General features: G+C 46.1%; 15 protein-coding genes. 9 read left to right on the forward strand and 6 right to left on the reverse strand.

Annotated elements, in window-relative coordinates; genetic code table 11:
• The first annotated feature begins 9 nt into the window (after positions 1-9).
• From treC to ACZ07B_RS20250, 3 genes are all read left to right on the forward strand, one after another.
• Positions 10-1698: an alpha,alpha-phosphotrehalase gene (gene treC / locus ACZ07B_RS20240; protein ID WP_464877596.1), complete on the forward strand. Its 1689-nt coding sequence runs from the start codon at positions 10-12 to the stop codon at positions 1696-1698.
• 20 nt (positions 1699-1718) lie between these two features.
• Entirely contained in the window at positions 1719-2435 is a 717-nt protein-coding gene (treR, locus tag ACZ07B_RS20245; protein ID WP_429107163.1) for a trehalose operon repressor, read from the forward strand.
• A gap of 139 nt (positions 2436-2574) precedes the next feature.
• Positions 2575-3240, forward strand: a complete 666-nt coding sequence (locus ACZ07B_RS20250) for an NAD(P)H-dependent oxidoreductase (RefSeq protein ID WP_029317487.1) — start codon at positions 2575-2577, stop codon at positions 3238-3240.
• A gap of 36 nt (positions 3241-3276) precedes the next feature.
• Here the strand turns inward: ACZ07B_RS20250 and ACZ07B_RS20255 are convergent, their stop codons facing one another.
• A complete protein-coding gene (locus tag ACZ07B_RS20255; protein WP_464877597.1) occupies positions 3277-7665 on the reverse strand; it encodes a multifunctional 2',3'-cyclic-nucleotide 2'-phosphodiesterase/3'-nucleotidase/5'-nucleotidase in 4389 nt (1462 codons plus the stop codon).
• 242 nt (positions 7666-7907) lie between these two features.
• On the opposite strand from ACZ07B_RS20255, the gene yfkM reads away from it, so the two are divergent.
• Entirely contained in the window at positions 7908-8426 is a 519-nt protein-coding gene (gene yfkM / locus ACZ07B_RS20260; protein ID WP_464877598.1) for a general stress protein 18, read from the forward strand.
• 37 nt (positions 8427-8463) lie between these two features.
• On the opposite strand, the gene ACZ07B_RS20265 is transcribed toward yfkM, so the two are convergent.
• Entirely contained in the window at positions 8464-9666 is a 1203-nt protein-coding gene (locus ACZ07B_RS20265) for an MFS transporter (protein WP_464877599.1), read from the reverse strand.
• Positions 9667-9758: 92 nt separating this feature from the next.
• Positions 9759-9974, reverse strand: coding sequence for a DUF1128 domain-containing protein (locus ACZ07B_RS20270; protein ID WP_010330293.1), 216 nt, complete (start codon positions 9972-9974; stop codon positions 9759-9761).
• 202 nt (positions 9975-10176) lie between these two features.
• On the opposite strand from ACZ07B_RS20270, the gene yfkJ reads away from it, so the two are divergent.
• The 3 genes from yfkJ to ACZ07B_RS20285 are packed head-to-tail and all read left to right on the forward strand — an operon-like array spanning position 10177 to position 11836.
• Positions 10177-10647: a protein-tyrosine-phosphatase gene (gene yfkJ / locus ACZ07B_RS20275; RefSeq protein WP_024573443.1), complete on the forward strand. Its 471-nt coding sequence runs from the start codon at positions 10177-10179 to the stop codon at positions 10645-10647.
• A 17-nt stretch (positions 10648-10664) separates the two neighbouring features.
• Positions 10665-10985, forward strand: coding sequence for a hypothetical protein (locus ACZ07B_RS20280; protein WP_003233665.1), 321 nt, complete (start codon positions 10665-10667; stop codon positions 10983-10985).
• A gap of 23 nt (positions 10986-11008) precedes the next feature.
• Positions 11009-11836 carry a YihY family inner membrane protein gene (locus tag ACZ07B_RS20285; protein ID WP_014479170.1) on the forward strand — a complete coding sequence of 276 codons (828 nt, stop codon included), beginning with the start codon at positions 11009-11011 and terminating at the stop codon, positions 11834-11836.
• Between the two features lie 198 nt (positions 11837-12034).
• On the opposite strand, the gene ACZ07B_RS20290 is transcribed toward ACZ07B_RS20285, so the two are convergent.
• Complete coding sequence (locus tag ACZ07B_RS20290) at positions 12035-13210, reverse strand: MFS transporter (protein WP_151870334.1); 1176 nt, start codon at positions 13208-13210, stop codon at positions 12035-12037.
• 167 nt (positions 13211-13377) lie between these two features.
• On the opposite strand from ACZ07B_RS20290, the gene cax reads away from it, so the two are divergent.
• A complete protein-coding gene (cax, locus tag ACZ07B_RS20295; RefSeq protein WP_014476152.1) occupies positions 13378-14433 on the forward strand; it encodes a calcium/proton exchanger in 1056 nt (351 codons plus the stop codon).
• 70 nt (positions 14434-14503) lie between these two features.
• A complete protein-coding gene (locus ACZ07B_RS20300) occupies positions 14504-15298 on the forward strand; it encodes a YfkD famly protein (protein ID WP_003233657.1) in 795 nt (264 codons plus the stop codon).
• Positions 15299-15336: 38 nt separating this feature from the next.
• Here the strand turns inward: ACZ07B_RS20300 and mscC are convergent, their stop codons facing one another.
• Both mscC and yfkAB read right to left on the reverse strand, forming a co-directional pair.
• Positions 15337-16179, reverse strand: coding sequence for a mechanosensitive ion channel protein MscC (mscC, locus tag ACZ07B_RS20305; RefSeq protein ID WP_010886444.1), 843 nt, complete (start codon positions 16177-16179; stop codon positions 15337-15339).
• Positions 16180-17301 carry a radical SAM/CxCxxxxC motif protein YfkAB gene (gene yfkAB / locus ACZ07B_RS20310; RefSeq protein ID WP_003233655.1) on the reverse strand — a complete coding sequence of 374 codons (1122 nt, stop codon included), beginning with the start codon at positions 17299-17301 and terminating at the stop codon, positions 16180-16182.
• Between the last annotated feature and the right edge of the window lie 91 nt (positions 17302-17392).

Consider the following 17392-nt stretch of genomic DNA (forward strand, 5'->3'; position numbering starts at 1 on the left):
TGGAAACAGATGAAAACAGAACAAACGCCATGGTGGAAAAAAGCTGTGGTTTATCAAATTTATCCGAAGAGCTTTAACGATACGACGGGAAACGGTGTCGGCGATTTGAACGGCATTATTGAAAAGCTGGATTACTTAAAAACACTTCAAGTGGATGTGCTATGGCTGACGCCGATTTATGATTCTCCTCAGCATGATAATGGGTACGATATTCGTGATTATTACTCGATTTATCCTGAATACGGAACGATGGAGGATTTTGAGCGGCTAGTGTCCGAAGCACATAAAAGAGACTTGAAAGTCGTCATGGATCTTGTTGTCAATCATACGTCAACAGAGCACAAATGGTTTCGCGAGGCGATCTCTTCCATAGACAGCCCGTATCGTGATTTTTATATATGGAAAGACCCGCAGGAAAACGGTTCTCTTCCGACGAACTGGGAATCGAAATTCGGGGGATCGGCATGGGAACTTGATGAAGCGTCGGGCCAATACTATTTGCATCTGTTTGACGTGACACAGGCTGATTTGAATTGGGAAAATGAAGAGGTCAGAAAGCATGTCTATGACATGATGCATTTTTGGTTTGAAAAGGGAATAGACGGCTTCAGGCTTGATGTCATCAACCTGATTTCTAAAGATCAGCGCTTTCCGAATGCGGAGGATGGCGGCGACGGCCGCTCTTTTTACACTGATGGGCCGCGGGTGCACGAATTTCTGCATGAAATGAACGAAAAGGTGTTTTCGCATTACGACAGCATGACGGTCGGTGAGATGTCTTCAACAACCGTAGACCACTGCATCCGGTATACGAATCCTGACAATAAAGAACTTGATATGACATTCAGCTTCCATCATCTCAAGGTTGACTATCCCAACGGCGAAAAATGGGCCTTGGCGCCGTTTGACTTTTTGAAGCTGAAGGAGATCCTATCCGACTGGCAAACGGGGATGCACGCAGGAGGGGGATGGAACGCTCTGTTCTGGTGCAATCATGATCAGCCGCGCGTTGTATCAAGATATGGAGATGATGGCGCATATAGGGTGAAATCGGCGAAAATGCTTGCTACGGCCATTCATATGATGCAGGGCACGCCTTATATTTATCAGGGCGAGGAGCTGGGAATGACGAATCCGAAGTTTAATGACATCAGCTCCTATCGGGATGTCGAATCGCTGAACATGTATCACGCCTTTAAGGAAAAAGGAATGGCTGATCAAGAGATCACAGCCATTTTACAGGCGAAATCCCGTGACAATTCCAGAACCCCTGTTCATTGGGATGCTACGGAGAATGGCGGTTTTACAACGGGCACACCATGGATACCGGTTGCAGGAAATTATCGGGAAATCAATGCTGAAGCGGCGCTGAGGGATCAAAATTCGGTGTTTTACCATTATCAAAAATTGATTCGAATTCGCAAAATGTATGACATTGTGACAGAGGGAACGTATGAGTTAATCGCAAAGGATGACCCGAACATTTTTGCGTATCTCAGACATGGCAGCAATGAAAAGCTGCTCGTGATCAATAATTTTTACGGGACAGAGGCGGCCTTTACACTGCCGGACTCTTTAGCGCCTGACGAATGGAAGGCAGAGGTGCTGTTGACGAACGATGAAGCAAGGGAAGGGCTTCAGAACATGACGCTTCGCCCGTATGAGTCCATTGTTTATCGTTTAACGAAACCGTGTTAAACTAAGCTGGGTGGTCCATAATGAAGGTGAATAAATTCATCACAATTTATAAAGACATCGCACAGCAAATTGAAGGCGGCCGATGGAAAGCGGAGGAGATTCTTCCGTCTGAACATGAGTTGACCGCACAGTACGGTACATCAAGAGAAACGGTCCGAAAGGCGCTTCATATGCTCGCGCAAAACGGTTATATCCAGAAAATCAGGGGAAAAGGCTCCGTCGTGCTCAACCGTGAAAAAATGCAGTTTCCCGTTTCGGGCCTTGTCAGCTTCAAGGAGCTCGCGCAAACGCTTGGCAAAGAAACGAAAACAACTGTACACAAATTCGGGCTGGAGCCTCCGTCAGAGCTGATCCAAAAACAGCTCCGGGCCAATCTGGATGACGACATCTGGGAAGTCATCAGGTCTAGAAAGATTGACGGGGAACATGTGATTTTGGACAAGGATTACTTTTTCAGAAAGCATGTCCCTCACCTGACGAAAGAAATTTGTGAAAACTCCATATATGAGTATATAGAAGGAGAGCTCGGTCTTTCGATCAGTTACGCCCAAAAAGAAATTGTCGCCGAGCCGTGTACGGACGAGGACAGAGAGCTGCTCGATTTACGCGGCTATGACCATTTGGTCGTGGTGAGAAACTACGTCTTTTTGGAGGATACCAGTTTGTTTCAATATACGGAAAGCAGACACCGTCTCGACAAATTCCGATTTGTTGATTTTGCGCGGCGGGGGAAATGAGAGAGGCGCCTGCCTGCGGCAGCGCGCTTTTTTGTTTGGTATCAAAATTGATACTATCCAACAAAAATGTGCGTACTTTTACTTTTTATCATAATGGCTACAATAGAGATGAGAGTAACCTAAAGGAGAGGTGTTTTACATGACAGAACTAAAGAAACAAATTCTGGATGCATACAATTTCAGGCATGCGACTAAGGAATTTGACCCGAATAAAAAAGTGTCAGACAGCGATTTTGAATTTATTTTAGAAACAGGAAGACTGTCTCCGAGCTCACTCGGCCTTGAGCCTTGGAAATTTGTCGTCGTCCAAAATCCGGAATTCCGCGAGAAGCTTCGTGAATACACATGGGGCGCGCAAAAGCAGCTGCCGACCGCAAGCCATTTCGTCCTGATTCTTGCGCGTACAGCGAAGGATATCAAATATAATGCGGACTACATCAAACGTCATTTAAAAGAAGTAAAACAAATGCCTCAAGACGTGTACGAAGGCTATTTAAGCAAAACAGAAGAATTCCAGAAAAACGATTTGCATTTGCTTGAAAGTGACAGAACATTGTTTGACTGGGCATCAAAACAAACCTATATCGCGCTTGGCAACATGATGACTGCCGCTGCGCAAATCGGTGTTGATTCCTGCCCGATCGAAGGCTTCCAGTACGATCACATTCACCGTATTCTTGAAGAAGAAGGCCTTCTGGAAAACGGAAGCTTCGATATTTCTGTGATGGTGGCATTCGGCTACCGAGTGAGAGACCCTCGTCCGAAAACAAGATCTGCTGTTGAAGATGTTGTGAAGTGGGTTTAAAAGAAGAAAGCTGCTCGCATAGCGAGCAGCTCTTTTTTATGCCTGATTCGCTCTATTCTGTTTTCTCCTCTGATGTAAGTACAATGCCGTGCCGAGTGCACTAATCAGAAATCCGGCCAACAGGATCGAGTACATGGATGTGGCTGTGTCCGGAAGCAGGCCGCCAGCCGGACCGTCTGTTCCTGATCCGCCCGAACCGTTTCCACCAGAGCCGTTAGTCAGTTGAGTGCCGGGAGGCGTATCATTTCCTCCGTTTCCGTCAGTTGGCTGTTTTCCGCCTGGTTTGTCGGAGCCTCCGCCATGATTGCCGTCATCACCGCCTGTCGGTTGGTCGGACGGGAATGCCGGCGGTTTGTTGTTTGAACCGGAATTTAAGATCGTGTATTCGCTGAAGTGGTTTGTATATCCTGTCACCATATCATCATCGACTGATCCGTGACCTGTCTTTGTGAAAGCTTTCTTTTTTCTATCGACGTGATAAATGGCAGGGTTATGGGCTTCTTCAATATCAAACATGCGAAGCGAAAGCTGTACGGGCTCCTTGAATGATTTTATTTCCTTTCCTTTTTGCTTTACTGTAAAGTCATATACATCTGCCAGTGACACATCCAATTCTCCCGTCGACTTGATTCCGATTGCAGTGTCTGCGGTTTTAAGGTTCGCCATTGGCATCTTCATGCTGTACCAGTAGTTGAACACCGTCAATGAAGGATCTGACTCTCTTTCTTTCAAAAGTTTGACCTGATCTTTTTTTACTTTGAGATTGATAGGCTTCTCTTGTGATCCTTCATGTGTTCTGTAATAGACAAACGGCGTGTTGGCATTTTTAGCGTAAATCGCAAATTTGTCTTCATCAAGTGTCCAGCTGCCGTCCTTCTGCTTTGTCGGCAGGAATACTTCTTTGATCCGTCCTTCAAGCTTAGGAGAGACCTTGTTTCCTAGTTTTTTCAGCTGTTCGGTGAAAATCTCATAATCAACGTAGCCAAGGTCTTCACCATGGGAGGCTTCTGTAAAGACAGAATATCCGTCTCCTCCGGCACCGACAAAATTATTTGTTGCCACGCGGTAGGTATCATCCGTATTTATAGCAACTTTGTCTCCGTTAGGCGATTCAATTTTCACTTCTAACACACGGTGTCCAGGTTCGTTGTTTAATGTAAAGGTATATTCGATTCCGGCCACCTGAGGGAAAGCGCCGCCGCCATTTTCCACATTGCTTAGGCCTTGTTCAAGGGCTTCTTTAATTTGTTTTCCGGTTAAATCGGCCACGTAAAGCGTATTGCCAAACGGCATCACGTTGAGCACCTCGCCGAGTGTGATATCACCTTTGTCAATGCCTGCTCTGATGCCGCCGCCATTTGTTATCGCTATTCTGGCGCCGGCTGCTTCTTTCGCTTTTGCCAGCATACCGTCCGCGATGAAGTTTCCGAGATTCGTTTCTTTCGTGCGCACATGCTCACGCTGGCCGTCAAGCGCCACATCCGTATAGCCGACTTTTTCATTTTTCACGTCTTCTAATTCACTTTTGAACTGATCAAGCTCTTGTTTTGCTTCTGCGTTTTCTTCTGTATGCTCATCAATTGGCAGCACGCTCAGATTTGATTTGTCTGTTTGCACAACGCCATTTTCATCAAACGCGACATCAACGCGCCCCAAGAATTGGCCGTATTCTTTTGCCTGCGCCACGATCGTCGGTTCTTCGTTGTTTACGACCTCCATTTTGTCAACGAGGGTGTGAGTGTGTCCGCCGATGATCAAGTCAATGCCTTTTACTTTTTTGGCTAGCTCAAGATCACGGTTATGCCCGATGTGGGTTAAAGCAATAATCTTATTTACCTTTTCTTCTTCTTGAATCGCTTTGACGGTGTTTTGTGCTGTTTCAAAGGCATCATTGAATATGATGCTTTTGCCCGGGCTTGATGTGGTAGCCGTATCTTCCGTTGTCAGGCCGAATACGGCGACTTTCTCCCCGTCAACGTCTAACAGAATGTAAGGGTGGATGCCGGCCTCTTTCTCTTCACCTGCCGTAAAGGTTTGCGGCTTTTTGACAAATGATTTCAGCTTGGGTTCATTTGACACATCTACGTTTGCACTGACAATCGGAAATTCCGGTGCTTCAAAGTGATAGCGGTTCGCCGGATCAACGGTTGCGCTGTTTCCGCTTAGAAAATCAGAAAGCACTGTCGGACCTTTATCAAATTCATGGTTCCCGAAGGTCATGGCGTCATAGCCCATCATGTTCATCATTTTCAGATCGGCCAAACCGTTCCATTTTGTAAAATACAGATCGCCGGAAAACACATCTCCCGCATCAAGGAGAATGTTGTGATTTGTTTCGCTGCGTACTTCGTTGATTTTCGTCATTCGTCTCGCTGCATCATCGAGATGTGCGTGCGTATCATTGGTGTGCATGACGGTCAGATCCCACAGTCCGTCTTTAGGAGGATCTGGATTTGAATCATCATCGAATTGCAGCTTATACACACCATAGCCTTCATTCGCAGACTTGCCTACATAAGCGACGTCGTCTGCTTTATCGGCAAATGGCTTCGCCAAAAGCGAGGATTCAAACGTCAGATTCGTGCCGGAAACAGGCGCGATTGACCAGTTGTTGTCTGCCTTTGGATTGACTGTTTTTTGTTCAATAATGTAATCCATCAGCACCTGCCTGTTTTCAACCGCAGAGCCGTGGACAATTTTATCGCTCGTCAAGTGAGGGAAACCGCCGCCTCCGGACGCACGATAGTTATTGGTGACCACGAGAAATTCCTGGCTTGGGCTGATCGGCTTGCCTTCATAGGAAAGGTTGATGATCCGGGATGAATCCGCATTGATCACTTTTCCGTTCTCATTGTATTTAGCCGGTTTTGTCACATCGACCTGATATGTGACACCGTCAATCACGTCAAAATTATAGGAGCGGAAATTCTCGTTCAGCAAGGCCTGATCGCCGCCTTTGGCTGGATCAATTTGATTGAATTGGCCTGCTGACATCTCCAGCCAGTCCTTGACTTCGCTGCCTGTCAGTTTGACGATTTGAACAGTATTATCGTAAAGGTACAAGTCACCGACATTTTTAATCGCAAGATCTCCGGCTGGAATGTTTGTATAGTAATTGGCTCCGTTTCTGCCGCCTGCTTTAAACGGCGCTCCAGCGGATAAAATCGGCAGGTTCTTGTACTCGGTATCCTTCATTTCTTTTTCGGCATACCATTTTTGCGCGTCAGTCACGATCTGAATGGAAGGATCATCTTTGACCTGTGCAAAGAAGCTGTTAATATCTGCTTCGGTTTTGCCGACTGGCTTTCGGACATACTCCAGTGTGTTTTGATGTGTTTGCTGAATGGTGTTTGTAACGGTTTCGTTTCTTGATGTGACGTTGCCAGCAATAGATTCAATACTTCCTTTGGAATCTGCTACCTTCCATGAGCCGTCCGCCTTTTCAAGCTTGAGGTCAATCACGCCTAAATATTTGCCCCAGCTGCTTGGCATGACGACAGGAATGCCGTTAATTGTTCCCTTTTCCACATCGAACTGAGCAACACCCGCATACTCGGCGGAAGGAAAGAGTCCGTGCTGATGGCCCGAGATAATCGCGTCAATGCCTTTCGTTTTGGTGGCAAGGTCAAATACGGCGTTTTCTGCACCTGATGATTGTGACTGCTTTTCAATGCCGGTGTGGGCGAGGGCAATAATGACATCTGCGCCTTCCGCCTTCATTTTCGGGATCGTTTCATTGGCGGATTCTACGATATCCTGCACCTGCACCTGTCCCTCGAGATTCTTTTTGTCCCATGTCATGATTTGCGGCGGGACAAAGCCTATGTAACCGACTTTTACTTTTTGCTCATTACCATTTTCATCAATGAGGGTTTTTTCATTAATCACATACGGCGTATAACGGTTTTCACCGCTAGTTGTTTTGACGTTGGCATTTACAATCGGGAAATCGGCTCCTTTGATTGTGCCGTCGAGAAAGTCGAGCCCGTAGTTGAATTCATGATTGCCAAGCGTTCCGGCGTCGTATTTCAGCGCATTCATGACGCTGATAATCGGATGGGTTTTCGTGCCGGAGATAATGTCGTCTTTTTGATATTTCACCGCGTATTCACCCAGCGGATTCCCTTGAATCAAGTCGCCGTTATCCACAAGCAGGGTGTTAGGGTTTTGCTCGCGGTGCTTTTGGATCAATTGCGCTGTTCTCGCCAGACCGAAATCCGCCGTTTCTTTGTCGCTGTAGTAATCGTAATCCATCATGTTGGCATGAATATCAGTTGTAGCCAAAATACTCAGATGCACCTGAGGAGCCGCGCTTTCTTCTGCATGAATGGGTGGTGTTGGGAGGATTAGGCTAAGTATCATAATTGGGGGCAAAAGAATACGGAGAATGTTTTCGACGTGTGTTCGTCTTTTCTGTATTCTCACCAGTTCTCCACCTTTCAACGAAATTTGTGTTACAGCTCCTATTGTAAGAATATTTTGTAACTATTTGTAGGTGTTTCTTTATGATTATTGTAAAAGGGAGAAAAATGAGTATTATGTAGCAGTAACAAACGACAAATACTGGGTACTTATGCTTATCGTTTGTCACAATCGCGGAATGTTTATTTTAGTGTGGCTGGGGTAGAGTGTTTTATGTAGACATATAAAGCGGGAGGTTATGAATCATGGGGAAAAAAATTGCAGTTGTTTTGACAGATTATTTTGAGGACAGCGAGTACACTGAGCCTGCGAAAGCCTTTAAAGAAGCGGGACATGAACTGACTGTCATTGAAAATGAGAAAGGAAAAACAGTAAAAGGCAAGCAGGGAAATGCTGAAGTGACGGTTGACGCGTCCATTGAAGACGTAAACCCTTCAGACTTTGATGCGCTTTTGATTCCCGGAGGATTTTCACCAGACCAGCTTCGCGCTGACGATCGTTTTGTCCAATTTGCAAAAGCGTTTATGACTGACAAAAAGCCGGTATTCGCTATTTGCCATGGCCCGCAGCTTTTAATCAATGCGAAAGCGCTCGACGGCCGAAAAGCGACAGGCTATACGTCCATTCGTGTTGACATGGAAAACGCCGGTGCCGACGTTGTGGACAAGGAAGTGGTTGTTTGCCAAGATCAATTGGTCACTAGCCGCACACCGGACGATATACCGGCATTTAACCGCGAGTCATTGGCATTGCTTGAGAAATAAAGAAAGAACGGACGCCCGCGGGCGTCCGTTTTTTTGATCATAACGTGACATCAGCTTGAACAGCCGTCAGTTTCTTGTACCTGTAATACAAGAAAGCAGCTGCAGCCGTTCCGATGACCGCAATGCCGAAGTCGAATATGAAAATATGGGCGATGCCCCCCGCTTTTGCGATAAGCCCTGTTGCAATCGGCAGCAGAATCGATGCAAGGCTTGAAGCGGTCGCTACAATTCCGGTAACGGTTCCTTTTCGCTTCCAGAAAAGCTCTGTCATTAACGTAATGGTAATTTGAAACACACCCGCAGTTGAAAAGCCTAAGAAAAAGGCAGTGATGTCCAGCACAACTGGGATATGAACGGTCAGCATGACTGCGAGCGTACATAAAGTAATAATAGGATATAAGAGCGTTATGAAGACAGGTTTGACCCATCTGTTCAGCAAAACGGCTAATAATAAAACAGATGCCAGAGATCCTATACTATAATAGCTCAGCAATTGTACAGATGCTGATTCAGCTAAACCGGCTGCCTTTTGCGCGTAGCTCGGGAGCCAGATTTGAGAAACCGTAAATAAAGCCGTGGATGTAAAACCGATAATAATCAGTGCGGTGCCTTCTTTCTGAAAAACGGGTTCAGACAAGAAAACGGGAGATTCCTGTTGGCCGCTATTAGTTGGTTTCTTATGTTTTTTAGGAAACGAAAGCGTTGATAAATAAATAATATTCAGGAGATAGACCGCTGCCGGCAGATAAAAAGCAAATCCGTAAAACATGCTGTGGTCTGCTAAAAATGTGATCAAAAACGGCAAAAGTGCGGCCCCGACAGACATAAAGGCTTTGACCAAGACATTTGCCGAACCGGAAGCAGACGGAAAGAGCTCGGTTAGCGCCGGATATGTTCCGGCATCCATCGCTGAATTTGCGACCCCGGCTAATAAAGCGAACACAAACGCCAGTTCATAGCTCGGTGATAAAGGAATACCGACTAAAAAGACGGCCATAATTCCCGCAGAAGCGACAACAAGCGGCTTTCTGCCGATTTTATCTGATAGAACGCCGGAAATGCCGTATGTCAGCAGTTTGCCAAACCCGATAGCGGCAATGACATAACTGATGCCGGTCGGATCGGTATTCCACTGTTTTGTTAATGAGGACATATTGGATGCGAGAATAATGTTGACCATCCCCAGAAAGAAGTAGTTGATATACATTCCGGATGCTGTTTTGATAGATGTCGTTTGCATGCTTGTACTCCTTCAGATCTTATTCGAACACTTTACTGTTTTGGTTTGAGGAAATGATAAAAAAGACTCGCCGAGTTTCCGGCCAGTCTCCATTATTTACGAAGCGAGGCTAATTCTTGAGCAATCGCCTGCATTTCACTTGGGCTGAATGATTCTTTTTTCATCACCATGCTGTGAAGGTACGTGAGGTCTTCAATCTTCTCATCACTGAAATCCTCCGCTTTGATTACGCCGACGTTCAGCATGTTCAGCTTTTGGGAAATCTCTTCAATCATTTGAGTTAATGTTTCTGTATTTGGGCTGGACAAATGGTTCCATCCTTTCTATGCGCAATATAGGTATGTTTTATTCTAACAGAATTCCATCAGAAAAAAACCCTATTCTAAAAGCAGGCTTTTAATTCCAAAAAAGTGAAGACATCAGTTGAAAAGGAAATGAACATCCTACTAAGATATTCATGAAGGTTTCTTTTTAGAGAAATAGGGGCAAAGAATAGGGAGGTTGCACATCATGATAAGCGTGTTATTTGTTTGTTTAGGAAACATTTGCCGGTCTCCGATGGCGGAAGCGATTTTTCGGGACCTGGCAGCCAAAAAAGGATTAGAGGGGAAAATCAAGGCGGACTCAGCCGGTATTGGCGGCTGGCACATCGGCAACCCCCCGCATGAGGGAACGCAGGAGATATTGCGCAGAGAAGGAATCAGCTTTGATGGCATGCTGGCGCGTCAAGTCAGCGAACAGGATCTGGCCGATTTTGATTACATCATTGCAATGGATGCAGAAAATATCGGAAGTCTCAGAAGCATGGCGGGATTTAAAAACACCTCACATATCAAAAGGCTTTTGGACTATGTTGAAGATTCAGATCTTGCCGACGTTCCCGATCCTTACTACACAGGGAATTTTGAAGAAGTCTGCCAATTAATCAAATCGGGCTGTGAGCATCTGCTTGCGTCTATTCAAAAAGAAAAACAATTGTGAGTGAAAGGAGAATTTGCATGAACAACGAACGTTTAATGCTGAAAGGGATATTTCTCGGAGCTGCGGCAGGCGCGGCGTTATCACTGCTCCATAAGCCGACAAGACAGGCGTGCGGCATGAGATGGCTGACATGCAAGCATAAACTTTCACTGTATAAAAGCAATCCGGAGCTGTTAAAAAACACTGTTATCACAAAAGTGGATGAGGCCAAAAAGCTCGCCCAAACGCTTTCAAAGGAAGTCGACTTTGTGAACCAGCAGGTGAAAGAGCTGAAGAAAACAACGCCGCAAGTGATGGAACTCGTGCAAGAAACGAAAGAGCATTTTTCAAAAAAATGATCAAACATGCGAGGTGAGACGACATGAGTTTTTTGAAAGAGCTTTTCAGCAGATATACCCTTCATGAAGGACAAAGTAAATCAGCGGAGCTGGCGTATTTTTTTCTATTGTCACTGTTTCCGTTTTTGATTTTTATGCTGACGCTCACCGCGTATCTTCCGCTTTCTACCGATGATGTTTTAGGAGTCATAGAACAATATGCTCCCGCCAGTGCGATGTCTCTCGTTGAATCCATTACCCATCAAACCTTAAATAATCGAAATGGCGGTTTGCTGTCATTCGGGATTATCGCCGCATTATGGTCTGCGTCTAATGGAATGAACGCGATCGTCCGGTCGCTGAACCACGCGTATGATGTGGAAGAAAACCGCTCTTTTATCATTGTTCGTCTAACCTCTATTTTTTTGACGATTGCCATGGTATTTACGATTTTAGTGGCTTTGCTTCTGCCGGTATTTGGCCGGGAGATTGGAAGGCTCGCTTCTGACTTTGTCGGCGCGTCGGATCTGTTTTTATCCGTCTGGGCCGCCATTCGCTGGGGTGTCAGCCCGCTTGTGCTTTTGATTGTTTTTTCCGCGCTGTATGTGATTGCGCCGAACAAAAAGCTGTCTCTCCGGTTTGTCATGCCGGGTGCGGTCTTTGCGACCATCGGCTGGATCGTTGTCAGCACATTGTTTTCATTTTACGTCAGCACGTTTGCGAACTATAGCGCCACTTACGGGAGCATCGGGGGAATCATCGTTCTGATGATTTGGTTTTACTTGAGCGGCATTTTAATTATCCTAGGCGGAGAAATCAACGCTCTTTTACATAAACGTAAAAAGCTTCCTGATGAAAATCCCTACCATTAGCGCACCCTATAAACGAACTTCGGTTCAAAAAGAAGTCGGGGGGATATCGTGATGACCAAGCATACGAAAAAAGGCGGAAGCCATAACAAACAAAATTCGAAAAGTAAATCGAGCCATAAAACAAGCGGAAGCGCCAACGGACAAAACGGCTACCATTAGCATAAAAGCCTCCTGACATGATGTCGGGAGGCTTTTTGATTAAGAAGATGAAGAATAGGTTTCAGCCGGTGACCAGCTTTTCGGTTTGCCCAGCACAAGGGCCAGCCACACAGCGCTAAGCGTGAGAGTAATGAAGTAGAACAAGTTTGCGCTTTCAAATGTCTGCATATACCAGCCGCCGGCAACCGGGCCGAGGATGCTGCCGAGACTGAATGTAATGCCGCAAAGCAGGTTTCCCGCCGGCAGGAGATGAGGCGGAAGAAGATCTGTCATATAGCTGATGCCAAGTGTAAAGGTTGATCCGACTGCCATTCCCGCAATAAAAAAGCAGCCGCCGATCACGTAGGGCGAAGGAAATACACCGGCGATGAAAAAGCAAAGAGCCCCAGTCAGTAAAATCACCAGCAGCACATTCCGCCTGCCGTATTTATCGCTGAGGATGCCGAGCGGAAACTGAAAGATAATGCTTCCAATCGCAAATGCGGGAAGGATGATCGCTACTGCGTCTACTGATATCCCCAAACGGAGCGCGTACACCGGAAAGCTTCCGTTCAGCGCCGTTTCCAGAAAGCCGTAGCCAAATGTAGGCATAAAGGCAACCCACCCAAACAGCATGGCCTGATAAAATCGCCTGAAACTATTGTCTGATTTGGTTTCATGAGGACTGGTTTCCGGGTATGCATTTTGTAGAAAGAAAACAAAAAGCCACGCAAACAGACTGAAGCAGCCGGACACGATAAAAGGAAGCGACGGACTCAGCTTGACAAGCGGCACCATGAACGGGCCTGCGGCAAAGCCAAGGCCAAAGGAAAGCCCATAAATAGACAGGTTTCTTCCGCGATTTTGTTTTGATGACATGGAGGTCACCCACGTTTGCGTAGAAAAGTGAAGCATGTGGTCGCCGATTCCAATGAACAGGCGAAGCAGGAACCAGACCCAAACTGACTGAAGCCAAATAAATCCGAATAAGCTTAAAATGACAATGCTTCCGCCCATGACGATCAGCGGCTTGAACCCGAGCTTTCTGAGCGGTGCTTCCATAAACGGCGAAGCCAAAAGCACACCGATATACAGCCCGGTCGCGTGCAGGCCGTTGATAGCAGCGGATTCTCCATTTGTTTCAAAAATGATTGAAATGACAGGCAGCAGCATGCCTTGTGAAAACCCGGAAATGGAAACGAGCAAGACAAGGATAAAGAAATGAAATCGTGACATCGTGTCAGTTCTCCTTATGTGGAATCTATGTTGATCGTACAACGTTTTCCAAAAGCAGGCAACCTGAAAAAAGCCTATATCACGCTATACATTTGCCCTCGTGTAATCATGAAGGTTTTTGTGAAGAATAAAAATAAAACAAGTCATAAAAAAGGAGTTATTTCACCATGAATCGTATCTTTTTTATTTTAGTGGCGGCCGGTGTTCCGCTTTCTGTGATTGGCAGTTTGATGCATTGGCCTTCCGCGGTTCTTTTTGCGGTTTATTGCGTGACGATTATCGCGCTTGCAAGCTATATGGGGAGGGCGACAGAATCACTTTCCATCATTGCAGGACCGCGTATCGGCGGTTTGTTGAACGCCACCTTCGGGAATGCGGTGGAGCTGATTATTTCCCTTTTTGCATTAAAGGAAGGCTTGACAGGAATCGTACTTGCCTCTTTAACCGGTTCAGTGTTGGGGAACCTGCTGCTGGTAGCGGGCCTATCGTTTTTTGTCGGCGGTTTAAAATATAAGCGGCAGGAATTTAATATCCATGATGCCCGCCATAACTCCGGGCTTCTGATTTTTGCCATCATTGTCGCCTTTGTGATTCCGGAGGTATTCTCTGTTGGTATGGGAAACGCCAGCAAGCTCAATTTAAGCATCGGCATCAGCATCATTATGATTCTGTTATATGTGGCGGCGCTGTACTTTAAACTTGTCACGCATAGGGGCGTTTATCAGCCGAATAATGCCGCTCAGCCTGAAGAAGAGGAAGAGCCGGAATGGTCAGGGAAGGTTGCGACGATTGTCTTGTTTGCGGCAACGATTGTGGTTGCATACATATCCGAAAACCTGGTCCATACCTTTCACTCGGTGGCTGAACAGTTCGGCTGGAGCGAGCTGTTTATCGGGGTCATCATCGTGGCGATTGTAGGAAATGCGGCGGAGCACGCGTCAGCGATTATTATGGCCTTCAAAAATAAAATGGACATTGCGGTTGAAATTGCAGTCGGCTCTACGCTGCAGATCGCTATGTTTGTCGCACCGGTTCTCGTCATCTGTTCTATCTTTTTTCCGACAAGCATGCCGCTTGTATTTACATTGCCGGAGCTCGTCGCGATGGTATCAGCGGTTCTCTTGATGATCGCGATTTCGAATGACGGGGATTCCAACTGGTTTGAAGGGGCGACACTGCTTGCTGCATATGTCATTATGGCGATCGGCTTTTTCCTTCTTTAACCTGAAAAAATGATGGATAACAACAAAGCGGGATGAAAAGACTAAGGGAAAATGCCATAGAAAGAGTGATATGATGAAAAAGCTATTTCATTCCACACTTATTGTGTTGTTATTCTTTAGTTTTTTCGGCGTTCAGCCCATCCACGCGAAAAAGCAGTTTAAGGTTCCTAATTCTGTCGCAAGCATTTCAAAGGAAAACACGTATCCGAATGCTTCACAGGATCAGCCAATGCTTCAGCCGAGCAAGCTGGCAAAGGAATTGCTCGATCATTCTGAGGTAAAGATTGAAAATCCGCATCTCATCAAAATGCTGAATGAATCCAACATATCCGGCACACCGCTTGCAGTAGGGTACCGGGCGACAATATTTCTCGGGAAATGGGCGCTCGGCTATGAATCAAATGAAACAGTCGCAAACTGGGAATATAAAAAAATCAATACAAACCGTGCGGATAACCGCGGCGGGAAAGAAACGGCTGAAATGCATTATGCCCAGGAACAGCAGTACAGAGTGAAGGGTGGCTTGACAGCTAAAGTTCCAAATGCTGAAGATGTCAAAAGCATGATGATGCAAAAAGCAATGAAGAAAACGAACCTCCCGCTTGCATTTGAGACGGTCATTGGGGCTGGCACAAAACGGGATCAGATTTATAAAGTCGCTCCTAAAAAAATCGGTTATCTACATGCATATGCACCGGCTGTGAATGAAAAAGGAAAAGTGACTTACGGAGAAGTGTACTTAGTGCTGAAAGGAAATAAACGAAAACTAGTCGTGAAAAATGTCACTTCACAGGGAATCGGCGCGTGGATTCCGGTTCAAGATCATGTCACGTTTGGCTTTCAGCTCTCCTCACTGCCAAGATAAATAAAAAACTGATTCCAACTCGGAATCAGTTTTTTTGTTTATTGGGTTCTCTCGATTCGGACCGCTTCCTCAAGCATTTGCACATTGTTTTGGTAGAGCTGGCGAACGAGAACCCGTCTTACTGCAAGGCTGGCACTGAAATAATCATCATCTTTCACCATGCCTTTTACCGTAAATTCGACGCCGCGATTGATTTTATTCAATGCGGTGATGCCGTGGATTTGAAATGGTTCTGTCGGATTGCCGAATTCATCCCGCTTCAATGAATCACGAAGCTCTTCATTCAGCATGTCACATGCCTCTTCCAACACGCTGTACACGCGGTCCGGATCTTCTTTAAAGCTGATAAGAAAGGATTCGGTAATCCGCATAAAATCAATATTATAGTTCTCTATTTGTCTGACCTCGCCGTTGCTAATGGTGAGCAGCTTCCCGCTCCATTCCCGGATTTGCAGCGAGCGGAGGCCGATTTCCTCCACTGTCCCGTTGAACAAGTTGTTGACGGTGACATAATCGCCTTTGTGCAGCTGGCGTTCATATATTAAGAACACACCAGCCAGCACATCTTTGATCAGCGATTGGGCGCCAAAACCGATCACGATACCTGCTACGCCCGCCCCGGCCAATATCTTGCCGAAATCATGCACAAATAAAGAAATAACGTAAAAGATAAAACCAATTGTCGCCGTATACTGGGTGACAGAACGGACAAGGCTTTCAATCGTTTTTTCCTTTTTTTCTTCAATAAAATCCGTCCGTTTAAAAAATAGCTGTACCAGCCGGTTGATGATAAAGACACCGATCCAAAGGATAACGGCAACGAGGAGAATATCGACGATTTTATTTTGAAAAATCTCCGTAAGTGTTTCTTTCATCCGCATCTAACTCCTGGCTTGACGTTTTGTGAAGTCTGTATCCTGATAATAACTGTTTTTGACAAGAACATTCGGTCCGAGGCACCGGACATTCGGGCAGTGGCAACTTAGTTCCTTCGCAAGCTTGGTCTCTCTCCACTTTTCATAGGCGGAAGGGAGGCTGTCCGTCTGAATGTTGCCAAGCGGCGGGGTATCACCGAAATCGGTCACGATAATGTTTCCGTCGAAAATGTTCACATTCAGGCGGGATCGGCCGTCAGGGTCATTTCGCACTGTGACGTTTTTCGCCGCGCGAAGCCGGCGAAGCAGCTTTTGGTCGTCTTCGTCCGGACTGCAGGCATAAAACGGCAGCGTTCCGAACAGCATCCACGTATTTTCATCACGAATATCCAGCAAGCGGTGAATGGCCTGTCTCATCTCTTTCAGGCTGAGGGATTCAAGAGCGCTTGCGAAATCGCTTGGATACATTGGGTGGACCTCGTGACGCTGACATTTCATATCTTCTGTGATTTGGCGGTGAATATGCTCAATATGCGGAAGAGTTCGTTTGTTCAGCATCGTTTCCGCAGATACCATTACTCCGGCATCCACGAGCGTGCGGCTGTTTTCGATCATTTTTTCAAAATAGCGCGCGCGCTGTTCGAAGGTCGGTTTTCTGTCCATCATGGCAAAGCCGATTTCAGCAAAATCTTCAACTGTACCCCAGTTATGAGAAATATGTAGCACATCGAGATACGGAATGATCCATTCGTACCGCTCGATGTCGAGGGTCAGATTTGAATTAATTTGTGTCCGCACACCCCGTTCATGGGCATATTTCAATAAAGGAACAACATATTCTTTTACTGATTTCAACGAAAGCATCGGCTCTCCGCCTGTGATGCTGATGGATCTGAGGCGCGGGATTTCCTCCAGCCGTTTTAACAGAAGATCTATTGGCAGAGCATTCGGGTCTTTAGGCTGCAATGTATAGCCTACAGCACAATGCTCGCATCTCATATTGCACAGTGTCGTCGTTGTGAATTCAACGTTTGTCAGCTGCATGTCTCCGTATTGGTCAACATCCATATAGGCTTCCCAAGGGTCAAACTCGGGCGTAATCGGACGCAGCTTCGTGTTTTGTGTCATGACTATCTAACTCCTTTATAAATGGGCATACTAACGCTGCCAACAGTTAATTTTAGACCTGATTTGCCAAGATCGCAAGTAGCGCGGCGAT

It is taken from the genome of Bacillus sp. 9.4 (genome assembly GCF_055486415.1).

What these genes read in the sequence shown, in the direction of transcription:
- cax (WP_014476152.1), top strand. Translation starts at nt 13,378, where the DNA reads ATGAATCGTATCTTTTTTATTTTAGTGGCGGCCGGTGTTCCGCTTTCT.
- treC (WP_464877596.1), top strand. Translation starts at nt 10, where the DNA reads ATGAAAACAGAACAAACGCCATGGTGGAAAAAAGCTGTGGTTTATCAA.
- yfkJ (WP_024573443.1), top strand. Translation starts at nt 10,177, where the DNA reads ATGATAAGCGTGTTATTTGTTTGTTTAGGAAACATTTGCCGGTCTCCG.
- yfkAB (WP_003233655.1), bottom strand. Translation starts at nt 17,301, where the DNA reads ATGACACAAAACACGAAGCTGCGTCCGATTACGCCCGAGTTTGACCCT.
- ACZ07B_RS20265 (WP_464877599.1), bottom strand. Translation starts at nt 9,666, where the DNA reads ATGCAAACGACATCTATCAAAACAGCATCCGGAATGTATATCAACTAC.
- ACZ07B_RS20250 (WP_029317487.1), top strand. Translation starts at nt 2,575, where the DNA reads ATGACAGAACTAAAGAAACAAATTCTGGATGCATACAATTTCAGGCAT.
- ACZ07B_RS20280 (WP_003233665.1), top strand. Translation starts at nt 10,665, where the DNA reads ATGAACAACGAACGTTTAATGCTGAAAGGGATATTTCTCGGAGCTGCG.
- treR (WP_429107163.1), top strand. Translation starts at nt 1,719, where the DNA reads ATGAAGGTGAATAAATTCATCACAATTTATAAAGACATCGCACAGCAA.
- ACZ07B_RS20290 (WP_151870334.1), bottom strand. Translation starts at nt 13,210, where the DNA reads ATGTCACGATTTCATTTCTTTATCCTTGTCTTGCTCGTTTCCATTTCC.
- ACZ07B_RS20285 (WP_014479170.1), top strand. Translation starts at nt 11,009, where the DNA reads ATGAGTTTTTTGAAAGAGCTTTTCAGCAGATATACCCTTCATGAAGGA.
- yfkM (WP_464877598.1), top strand. Translation starts at nt 7,908, where the DNA reads ATGGGGAAAAAAATTGCAGTTGTTTTGACAGATTATTTTGAGGACAGC.
- ACZ07B_RS20300 (WP_003233657.1), top strand. Translation starts at nt 14,504, where the DNA reads ATGATGAAAAAGCTATTTCATTCCACACTTATTGTGTTGTTATTCTTT.
- mscC (WP_010886444.1), bottom strand. Translation starts at nt 16,179, where the DNA reads ATGCGGATGAAAGAAACACTTACGGAGATTTTTCAAAATAAAATCGTC.